Source organism: Microcoleus sp. B7-D4, from assembly GCF_036705125.1.
Taxonomy (GTDB): Bacteria; Cyanobacteriota; Cyanobacteriia; order Cyanobacteriales; family Microcoleaceae; genus Microcoleus.
Genome location: NZ_JAUBTT010000157.1, coordinates 1 through 9402 on the forward strand (window position 1 = coordinate 1; position 9402 = coordinate 9402).

At 47.0% G+C, this 9402-nt stretch carries 5 protein-coding genes; 3 read left to right on the plus strand and 2 right to left on the minus strand.

Annotated features, from left to right (window positions below):
• Nucleotides 1-230: 230 nt before the first annotated feature.
• Nucleotides 231-1325 carry a RuBisCO accumulation factor 1 gene (locus QUB12_RS35050; RefSeq protein WP_333310740.1) on the plus strand — a complete coding sequence of 365 codons (1095 nt, stop codon included), beginning with the start codon at nucleotides 231-233 and terminating at the stop codon, nucleotides 1323-1325.
• A 276-nt stretch (nucleotides 1326-1601) separates the two neighbouring features.
• Here QUB12_RS35050 and QUB12_RS35055 read toward each other — a convergent pair whose 3' ends face one another.
• The gene (locus QUB12_RS35055; protein WP_333310742.1) at nucleotides 1602-2732 is read right to left on the minus strand and encodes a DUF4349 domain-containing protein; all 1131 of its coding nucleotides are present in this window, start codon (nucleotides 2730-2732) and stop codon (nucleotides 1602-1604) included.
• Between the two features lie 166 nt (nucleotides 2733-2898).
• Between QUB12_RS35055 and QUB12_RS35060 the strand changes: the two genes are divergently transcribed.
• Complete coding sequence (locus QUB12_RS35060) at nucleotides 2899-5355, plus strand: ATP-dependent helicase (protein ID WP_333147198.1); 2457 nt, start codon at nucleotides 2899-2901, stop codon at nucleotides 5353-5355.
• A 636-nt stretch (nucleotides 5356-5991) separates the two neighbouring features.
• On the opposite strand, the gene QUB12_RS35065 is transcribed toward QUB12_RS35060, so the two are convergent.
• Nucleotides 5992-7674 carry a tetratricopeptide repeat protein gene (locus QUB12_RS35065; RefSeq protein WP_333148238.1) on the minus strand — a complete coding sequence of 561 codons (1683 nt, stop codon included), beginning with the start codon at nucleotides 7672-7674 and terminating at the stop codon, nucleotides 5992-5994.
• Nucleotides 7675-8140: 466 nt separating this feature from the next.
• On the opposite strand from QUB12_RS35065, the gene QUB12_RS35070 reads away from it, so the two are divergent.
• The coding region (locus QUB12_RS35070; RefSeq protein WP_333301185.1) for an RluA family pseudouridine synthase at nucleotides 8141-9402 on the plus strand (1262 nt) is incomplete at its 3' end.

The following is a 9402-nucleotide window of genomic DNA, read 5'->3' on the forward strand; positions in this document are numbered from 1 at the left end:
CATGATATAATCATATCATGCTTTTAGAAATCAACCAGGATTTTTCTAAGACTGTAGGCGGCCGCATCCGCTGCCGAGTTCATCCCCACGCCTGAAGTCGGGGGCTTTCCTCTCGTTTTCCGGTAACAATAGTCTCATAACTCACTTACTATTAATCTATCGCTCTGCCGCGACACGAGCCTTGCCGGTATCCAATCACACATAACTTAGCGCTAGTTTTTGATTCAATTATGACTGATACACCGCAAGATTCCTCCCCTCCTGCATCTGCACCCTCCACCAATGCTGTGGATGCCGAAAAGTTAATTCGCTCGCTCCGCCGCAAAGAAGGCACTTGGGTAGAGTGGGGACAGGCCTGCACAGCACTGCTAAAAGCTGGCTACAACTCTCAAAGGATTTTTGAAGAAACTGGTTTTGAGCCAATTCAGCAAAATCAAGTAAGCGTCGCAGCCCAAGTTTACACCAGCATGGTCAATGCTGGGGCTTCAGAGGAAGTTCGATCGCACTTCTTAAAAAAAGGTAGCGATATCTTATACGAGTTTCGGATTCTCTCTCAAGTAGAGCGGGCCGGGGCGGCTGGTTTGATGCTAACCCACAATTTGGATGTTGACGATGCTCGCCAAGTTGCTAAAGCGATCAAGGAGTTTTCGCACTTCGGGAGTCTTCCCCAAGGGTTCACAGACACTCCCGGCGATGCTATGGCTTACCAATGCTGGCAATTGGCGAGACAGAAAAGCGATTTGCAAGAGCGATCGCGCTTAATTGCTCGCGGTTTAAAATTAGCTAGCAGCCCAACGGCTAGGGCGCAAATCGAGCAGTTGCTCGTCGATTTTACCGTAGTTCCGAGACGGGAAGCGCCCCGCTTGCCCGTCTACCGGCTCGATACCGAGGAACAATTGCCCCGGATTGTCCCGGTTGTGGGCAAATTGCCACTTTCTACGAGAGATTTGCTGGCAGTGCCTTTGCCGGAGGAAATCGAGCCGTTCCGAATGGTAAAATTTTCTGGAGCCGGAGCTTGGGTGGCCATTCCCGGATGGCAGGTAATTTTGAACGCTGAAGATCCGGTGGCGGTTTTGGAAATGAGCGATAAATTGCCGGTACCGCTGCAAGGCAAAGTTGAAGAAGTTTTGATTATTGCCGATCGAGCCCAAAGACAGTGGGATGCTGAGAGTTATTTCCTAGCCGATAACGCTGGCAATTTAGAATTGTACTGGTTTGAACAATCCCCGGATATTCCTATTTTGGGGCGAGTTGTTCTGGTGATGCGTCCGAAAAAAATTGTGGATGAAGACTATACCAAAGATGGATGGCAAATTGATGATTAGTCAGTTGGCAGTTGACTGTTGACTGTTGACTGTTGACTGTTGTCAGTTGACTGTTGACTGTTGACTGTTGTCAGTTGACTGTTGTCAGTTGACTGTTGTCGTTGGTGTTAAGAACGGGTTTTCCGGCCGTTCCACAATAGATAAATTTTATGTGGGTGGAATGACTAATGACTAATGACTAATGACTACTGACTAATGACTACTGACTAATGACTAATGACTACTGACTACTGACTACTGACTAATGACTAATGACTACTGACTAATGACTACTGACTACTGAGGCGGTTTCGGTTCTTGAATTGTCGGAACAGAATGCTGTTTCTTAAATCGATTAAAGCCGTAAACCGCAGCCCCGATTAACAGCAAATAAGGACTGTAAGCCAACAGCCAAATACCCAAACCAAACAAACCGAGCGTCAATTCACCCACAGAATGAGTTGCTTTCCCCCAAGTTTCCTGTACCCGCAAACCTAGAGAAGGTTCGGGAGTTGGTTGAGCGGATACTGCTGTTTGTAGAGTTAAGCTAATAGTCGAATAGGCTACTTGATTTCGCAAACTTTTTACCTGAGCGTCAATGCGTTCGATCGACTCCCGAATGTTGCTCAACTCTTGAGAAACTTTGAGCACATCGCCGATAGAACCCGATCGCTCCATAATTTTTAACACCATTTCTTCCGATTTGCGGAGGTTCCGCAGCCTAGCCTCGCTGTCAACTAATTGATTGGTAACATCCTCAGCCGTCAGAGAACGGTTCTCTACAGTTCCGAGTTTTGCCAAAGCGTCTAAAGTTGTTTCTAAACGTTCTTGAGGTACGCGAATCTCCACAGACGCGGTTTGGCGGACACTGGAATCCGGAGGCTTTTGATTTTGGAAACCCAAGATATCGCCTTGCTGTTTTTCGACAATATTGGTAACAGATTTAGTGCTGGCGTCAATAGATTTAACAACTACACTGAGTTGGGCTTTTTTAATTAGTTGGGGACGGGTTGCTGGAGTTTCTGCTGCTTTTTTTGATGCACCAGAAGTTTTTGACCTTTGGGCTGCTGGCTCCGGTGCTGGTGCCGATTGTGGAGCCGATGCGGCAACTTGGTTTTCATGGCTGCTGGATGTAGCTCCACCGCAGCTAGGCAAAGCAATGGCTGAAGATAAAGTTAAGAATACTGCCACAGCCAAACGAGTTGTGCTGCTGTTGGCTGAGTTTGGGTTTGGCTGGTGCGGGGGCAGGGCCGTTTCATTCTTGGTAGGGGCCGCGCCCCCGTGCCGGCCCTTTTGGCCTGAAACCCCCATGCGCTGGTTGGTGGCGGGGGTAGGCACGGGGGCACTACCCCTACAAAAACCTCGTTTTTGGTGAGAATGAAACAGCCCTGGGTGCGGGGGGGAATTGATTTTGAGGTGAGTTTTCATTTGGGTGACTCCTCTAAAAAAGGCTTGGGTATTGAATTTTATGCTGGTTTTAATTTAAGCTCGAATAGATCGTGTTAGTTTAGCCGATACCGAAATGGAAACGGTAGAGGTTGCAGATTTTTTTATTTTTAACCGCAGATGAACGCAGATAAATGCGGATGTAATAATGACTGATGAATTTGATTCTGATTTTATGCGATCGACAACGAATATCGATCGCCCTGGCAACATTTCCTCTGGGTTAGACTCTGCCGCAGCTTTGCGAGAACAAGCTTGCCTTAAAATTCGCGAAAGCTTGCGTGCGGGCCAGCAGGACATGGCGGACTGGCAAGGCGGCCCCCTTGCTGTTTCTGCGGTTCCGGGGGCCGGGAAGTCTACGGGAATGGCTGCTGCGTCGGCAATTGCGATCGCCCGCAACGGGCTTCACAGCCGCCGCCAGTTAATTGTCGTGACATTTACGCGATCGGCTGCTGCTAATATTAAAGCTAAAATTCGGGAAAGATTGGCAGAATTGTCTTTATCTCAAGGCGGTTTTGCGGTGCACACTTTGCACGGTTTAGCTTTGAATATTGCGATGCGCCATCCCGATTTGTCGGGTTTAAATTTAGAAAATTCAACCTTAGTTACTCCAACTCAAAGTCACCGATTAATTCGTACCTGTGTAGAACTTTGGATTGCCGAAAATCCCCGCAGATATCAAGTTTTGTTGGAAGGACAGCAATTCGACGGAGAGGAAACGGAGAGGCTGCGGCGACAATCGGTTTTGCGGACAGAAATTTTGCCGCAGGTAGCTAAAACTGTGATTCACGAGGCGAAATCTTCGGGTTTATTTCCCGAACAGTTGTTAGAAATGAACGCTCTTGATACTGGGGACGGTTATGAGATTTTAGCTGTAGCTGGGGGTTTATATCAAAAATATCAGGCTTTGTTGAGGAGTCGGGAATTCATCGATTACGACGAGATGATTTTAGCCGCTTTGCGGGTGTTGGAAAATCCGAGGGCGAGGGCGATCGAGCAAAAGCAAGTATTTGCTGTTTTTGAGGACGAAGCGCAGGATTCTACACCTTTGCAAACTCGGCTTTTGGAAACATTGGCGATCGATCCAGATCATCCTACCTCACCTCCCAATTTTATCAGAGTTGGCGACCCAAATCAAGCGATTAATTCTACTTTCACTCCCGCCGACCCGATTTATTTTAACCAATTTTGTGATGAGTGCGAAGTAGAGAATAAGTTAGCGACTATGGACGGTGCAGGCCGCAGCACCCAAGTAATTATCGATGCCGCTAACTTTATGTTGCAATGGGTAAATGCTTCGGAATTAGCGAAAAATGAAAAGCCTTTTCGCGACCAAACTATTAAGCCAGTACCCAGCGATGACCCGCAGCAAAATGCCAATCCTGCTCCCATTGGTCGAGGCTTAGAATTGCATACTCCCCGCGATATTTACCATACAGTTGAGTTGATTGGCAAGCGGGTAATTGAGTTAGTAGAAGAATTTTTACCCGCAGAGTTTGAATTTGGAATAAATGGCAAAAATATCGAATCAGACCCTGAACCTACCGAGGGGGAAAATAGCGCAAAATTGCCGTTAGAGAATCTGAAATCGATGGCTATTTTGGTGCGGGAAAACAAACAAGGTAAGTTTATCAAAGAAGTGCTAGAAAATCCTCAAAAACACGGATTAAGCTTTGATTTGCGGAAATACGGGATTAAAATTGAGGATGTGGGAGAACGCGACAGACATTCTCAAGTACCTTGGGAAATCTTAACACTGCTGCAATTTCTCGATCGCCCCCACTCTCCAGACTACCTGAAAGCAGCGTTAAAGATTTTGAGCGATCGACAACTGATTCCCAAACAAGACTACAATGCTTTTGCTACCAGCCCCGAACAATTCCTTTACCCAGGCCCCCTAGACCCCCAGCAGTCAGACCCGGTTCGCAAATGTCGCTATTTTTGCTGCGGTTTGCTGCAAGCTAGCTTAGAACTGCCACCCTACCAAATCATTTCCTTCTTAGCCTTAGCGCTGCAATACGACCAAACAGAATTAGCCACCGCCGACAAATTAGCAGAACGGGTAGCAATCCAAACAGCCGGCAACAATTCAATGCGGAATATTTTGGGTGTACTTAGCGAAATTGTGAGTTCCGAAAGATTTGAACCTGTGGATGCCGACGACAAAATAGAAGAACGTTATACCAGCAAAGGTCAACTAACCATTATTACCATGCACAAAGCTAAAGGATTAGATTGGGATTGCGTATTTTTGCCGTTTCTGCACGAACAAACCATCCCCGGAAATTTGCGAGTTTTGCCGCAAACCCGATTTTTAGGAGATTTCACTTTAGCAGAGGTAGCGAGAGCACAAATTCGAGCAAGTTTGCACGAAAAATATCCTTTACCAAATCTAGGCGAAGCGTGGGAACAAGCAGGTTATTTGAAAACAGCAGAAGAGTTTCGACTGCTGTATGTGGCGATGACGCGAGCAAAAAGTTTGTTGTGGATGGCGGCGGAGAAAAAAGGCCCTTTTACTTGGAACAAACCAGAGAATTTACAGGAGCAAAAACCTTGTCCGGTAATGCCTGTCTTGAAGCAGAGATTTCCGAGTAATGCTATATAAAAAAGTAAGAATTATATCATGTCCGGTCGATTACCCCAAATCATACCAATTTTAAAAAAGAATGCAACAGTATTCTTGTTCCCCCCCTTTGCAAGGGGGGGTTAGGGGGGGTCGAAGAGTGTTGCACGATTTTAGAGAAATGGTATCAGGTAGGGGCGGGTTCACCAACAATATCTGCCAATAATTAACAATCTCAAAAACCCGCCCTGCCGGGATATTATGGTCAATCTATCGGACATGATATTAAGCTGATGTGCATCAGCTTATCACAAGTTATCTGGCGTTAGAAAATCCCTATCTTTGTCGCATAATCAACTTAATTCGATTGTTAATTGTTCATTTACAGCATATTCCATGTAGATGTGGTACACACAATCTTCTAGCCCGTGTAAGGTGCGTCGCCACCCGTCAATCTGTAAGTTTTATCGACCAATATTTCGCAGCGACGCACCCTACAGATTAACTGCCGGGATATTATGGTCAATCTATCGGACATGATATTAAGGATCGCGAATTAAATAACTTACAATTTTAATTGTTATTGTGGGATGGGCGTCCCGCCCGTCCAGAAAGGGCGGGCGGGACGCCCATCCCACAAGAACCATCACGCATTGTAAGTTATTTAATTCTCATTCCTTACCACTTTCCTGACATCGCGCCCTTGAGTCTCAATTCTTCTCGACTAACTAAAGCTTCGTAGTAATCGGGTTTGATTTCGAGGGCGACTCCGTAAGAGCTAATGGCATCTTGAGTTCGCTGCAATTTTTGCAAAACGTCGCCCCGCTGCGCCCAAGCTTCCCAGTTGTCTGGCTTGAGTTGAATCACTTGGTCAAAAGCGACGAGTGCTTGGGAATAGTTCTGCATTTCCCCTAGGATCAGACCTCGCTGTACCCAGCCTTGATAGTTATCCGGCCAGATAGTAATTGCTCGATCGTATGATGCTAGAGCTTGTTCGTACTGCTGCAATTTTGACAAAGCGTTGCCGCGTTTCAACCAAGCTTCAAAATTGTCGGGCACGATTTTAATTACGCGGTTGTAAGCTGCGACGGCTTCTTCGTAACGCTGCAATTTTTCCAGCGCTGCGCCTTGTTGCAAGCCTACTTTTGATGTAATTTCTGCTTCTGAAGTCAGAGAGATTACTTTATCAAAACAGGCGATCGCTTCTTCGTATTGCTGCAATTTTTCCAAAGCTTCGCCTCGCAAGTTCCAAGCTTCTAGAAAATTACCTTCAATTTGTAGGGCATTGCTGTAAGCGATAATTGCCTCTTTGTACCGTTCCAATCCTGCTAGGGCGATGCCTCTACCCAGCCAAGCTTCGGGAAAATTCGGATTAATTTGAATGGCTTGGTCAAAAGCAGCGATCGCCCCTTCAAAATCTCTCGATTCTGACAGTGTTTGACCGCGCCCGATCCATGCTTCGGGATAAAAAGAGTTAATTTGAATTGCCCGATCGAAACAAGCAATTGCCGCGTCGGCCCACTGGTGTTTGAGAGCCATTCCTTTATAAAACCAAGCTTCGCAGTCGTTGGGCTGCATTTGCAGTACGCGATCGTAAGCTGTCACCGCTTCTGCATATTTGTGCAATTTTGCTGAAGCAATGCCGCGATTGAACCAAGCCAGACTATTTTGTGGTTGCAGTTGAATGGCGCGATCGTAAGAAGTTACAGCTTCAGCGTAGCGTTCGGCTTTCATCAAAGCCAAACCTCGGTTCAGCCAAGCTTCCCAATTAGTCGGGACGAGTTTCAGCGCGCGCTCAAAAGCCGCCACGGCTTCAGGGTAACGCTCCGCTTGAACCAACACATTGCCTTGCCGATACCACATGGCGGGCAAATTCGGATGAAGTTGGGTTGCTTTTTTGTAACAGGTTGCGGCTGCATCCCACTGCTGCAATTCCTCTAAAACTCTGCCTCGCTGATACCAAGCTTCGTGCTTTTCTGAATTGATTTGAATTGCGGTGTCGAAAGCCGCGATCGCTTCTGAGTGATTTTGCAAACTTAACAGCCCTGTGCCGCGCAGCATCCAAGCCCAGTATTCTTCGGGATTAATTGCTGTAGCTCGATCGGCGCAGGCTACGGTTTCTGCGTAGGAATGCAGTTGCTTGTAAGCTTTGCCCAGATTCAGCCACGCCCTGGCCCAGTCCGGCTTAATTTGAACCGCTTTTCCGTAGCAAAGGACTGCCGCTTCGTACCTTCCTGCGGCGTACAATCTATTGCCCCGATCGTAATCTGGAAATGCTGCAAAAATTCTTAAAATCGGCGGCAGCAGAGCTGGTTGGGGGTTTGAGGAGTTTTCAGGAGCCGAAGTCGAGAGGTCTGGCATACGCCTTGCACATAAAAAATTTAGTGGGATAACAAGCTTGCGGTCTTATATATTAACTTATGCTTTTCTTAATCTCGCTGCTGTTTGGAAACAAATTTAGCATATCAGGCTTGGTGCGACCAATCATTTTTACTTAATTATAGTAGGTATAAAATTATGCACCCTTCCCACTTTCGGTACACCCCTGTAAGATACGGTCAGTCGATTTTAGATTTTAGATTTTAGATTTTAGATTGACAATCAAGCATCCAGGATACAAGCCCCCGGATTCATTCCGAAAGCAGACTCAGGACCCAGAAATAAAAAACCTGTATCCGATGAAACTTGCCCCCCGAATTTATCTCGCGCAAGTCAATGCTTAAATCTAAAATCTAAAATCTAAAATCTAAAATCTAAAATAGATTGACCGAAAGCATCCAGGATACAAGCAGATATGTCCTAATTCAGATTTCAAACCAAATTTAATATGTTAGAATTTTACGCGCTTTTAGATGTCACGGACTGTCATTGGGAGTCGATCGACTCGCAGCCGAATTATTGGTACGAAGGCCGTTGTCCTCAAAGTGGCGAGCTGCTGAGACTGCCGCGCACTCGAATGTCCGAGGATCTCGCGCGGGGTTTGATGCAGTACCTGGCGGCTGACGATTCCTACGATCGCGAAGGGAAGATGTACGGCATATTACTGGTGGAGAGGCCTTCGGGGGAACAGGGGATACTCAAAGCATTTTCCGGGCTGCTGAATGGTTGCAGCATTGTTGAAGGCTGGGTGCCACCGATTCCGGGACGAGCTCGTGTGGCTTTCGAGGAAGCCCGCACCTTAACTCAATTGGAGGAGATGAAACAGGAACTTATTGCACTGAATCAACTCCCGCAGCGACAAGAGTATGAAGCCTTATTTCGGGAGTTTGAAGTGCAAATGCAAGTTTTGAGCGATCGGCATCGCAATTGCAAGCAGCAGCGAGACGAAAAACGCCAGTTACTGTGTCAAACTCTCACAGCAGAAACACTAGAAATTGCCCTGGAACAACTGAATCAAGAAAGCCGTTTGGAGAAAATTGAACGCAGACAATTGAAACGACAGCGGGATGAAACATTGCAGCCCCTAAAACAATTAATTGAAGCTGCGGATCGACGGATGCGGGCGCTAAAACAGCAGCGAAAAGAACTTTCCCGCGAACTTCAAACGCAAATGCACGCGGCTTACACTCTGATGAATTTTTTGGGGAAATCGAGCTCCATCTCCTCATTGATGCCAACAAATTCTATTCCCACTGGCACCGGCGACTGTTGCGCGCCAAAATTGCTCCACTACGCGGCAGTACACCATCTGAAACCGCTGGCAATGGCTGAGTTTTGGTGGGGGCCACCATCTGGCGATAAGATACAGGGAGAATTTTATGGCGCTTGTGGCGATCGGTGTCAGCCGTTGATGGGTTTTTTGCTGTCAGGATTGGCTCAAAATCCGATTGTTTCTACTAATATAAATGAGGGTTTAACAGGCGGGCTAGAAGCCCAACCCCTACTCCCCACAAATCATCATATTTCTTGTGGAACGGGCATCTTGCCCGTTGCGGGCGGGTTAGAAGCCCAACCCCTACTCCCCACAAGCAATAATATTTCTTGTGGAACGGGCATCTTGCCCGTTGCGGGCCGGCTAGAAGCCCAGCCCCTACTCCCCACAAATCATCATATTTCTTGTGGAACGGGCATCTTGCCCGTTGCGGGCGG